This window comes from Janthinobacterium sp. Ant5-2-1, from assembly GCF_001445815.1.
GTDB classification, from domain to species: Bacteria; Pseudomonadota; Gammaproteobacteria; order Burkholderiales; family Burkholderiaceae_D; genus Janthinobacterium; species Janthinobacterium lividum_E.
Genome location: NZ_LNCE01000177.1, coordinates 1 through 890, shown reverse-complemented (window position 1 = coordinate 890; position 890 = coordinate 1). Strand labels below are relative to the sequence as shown.

Below are 890 nucleotides of genomic sequence, written 5' to 3'. Positions count from 1 at the left end.
CATCTGCGAAGGGGCCAAGCAATGGGATGGGCGCGTCTGCACGGTGCAGGCGACGGATTCGAACGAGCGGGCCGTGCGCGTGCGCTTTCTGATCAGTGCGAAAGATTCGGGCACGGCGTTTGAATTGCGCTGCCTCGTGCGCGAGCAGATGCTGGCCTTTATCACGAGCAATTATCCGCACAGCCTGCCCCGCTTGCGCTCCACGCACGACCCCATCGAGGTGCATGGCATGCAGGCGCAGAACGACAGCGTGTCGCTCTACAAGGTGTAACAAAACCCTGCGGCGCGCTGCCCTCGCCCATGCGCCGCTAAAATAAGGCGCATGAGCACCACCGCCTGGTTCATCCTGATCGGCTGCCTGATGCTGGCGCGCGGCCTGGGCGCCGACCGCATCGCGCGCCTGCCCTTGACGTCGGCCATGGCTTACCTGGGCGTGGGTCTGCTGCTGGGGCCCATGTTCCTCGGCCTGTTTGCGTTCGACCTGCAGCAGCAGGCGCCCCTGCTGGAAACCCTGACGGAAATCGCCGTCCTCATCTCCCTGTTTTCCGCTGGCGTCAAAATGCCCGTGCCCTTCAGCCGGGCGCGATGGCTGCCCTCGCTGCGCCTGGCCTGGCTGTCGATGGCCATTTCCGTGGCCTTGGTGGCAGCCTTTGTGTACCTGGTGCTGGGCCTGCCCCTGGGCGCGGGCGTGCTGCTGGGCGCCATCCTCGCACCCACCGACCCCGTGCTGGCCACCGACGTGCAGCTGCGCCATGCGGGCGACAGCGAGCAATTGCGCTTCATCCTGACCAGCGAAGCGGGCATGAACGATGGCAGCGGCTTTCCTTTCGTCATGCTGGGGCTGGGCCTGCTGGGCCTGCATGAACTGGGACCGCATGGCGCCATCTGGC

Annotated in this window: 1 protein-coding gene and 1 pseudogene; both read left to right on the top strand. The window is 66.0% G+C overall.

From position 1 onward, the window contains the following. A pseudogene (locus ASN89_RS29165) lies at positions 1-271 on the top strand (hypothetical protein); the annotation flags it as partial. 51 nt (positions 272-322) lie between these two features. Next, the coding region (locus ASN89_RS27320; RefSeq protein WP_200969141.1) for a cation:proton antiporter at positions 323-890 on the top strand (568 nt) is incomplete at its 3' end.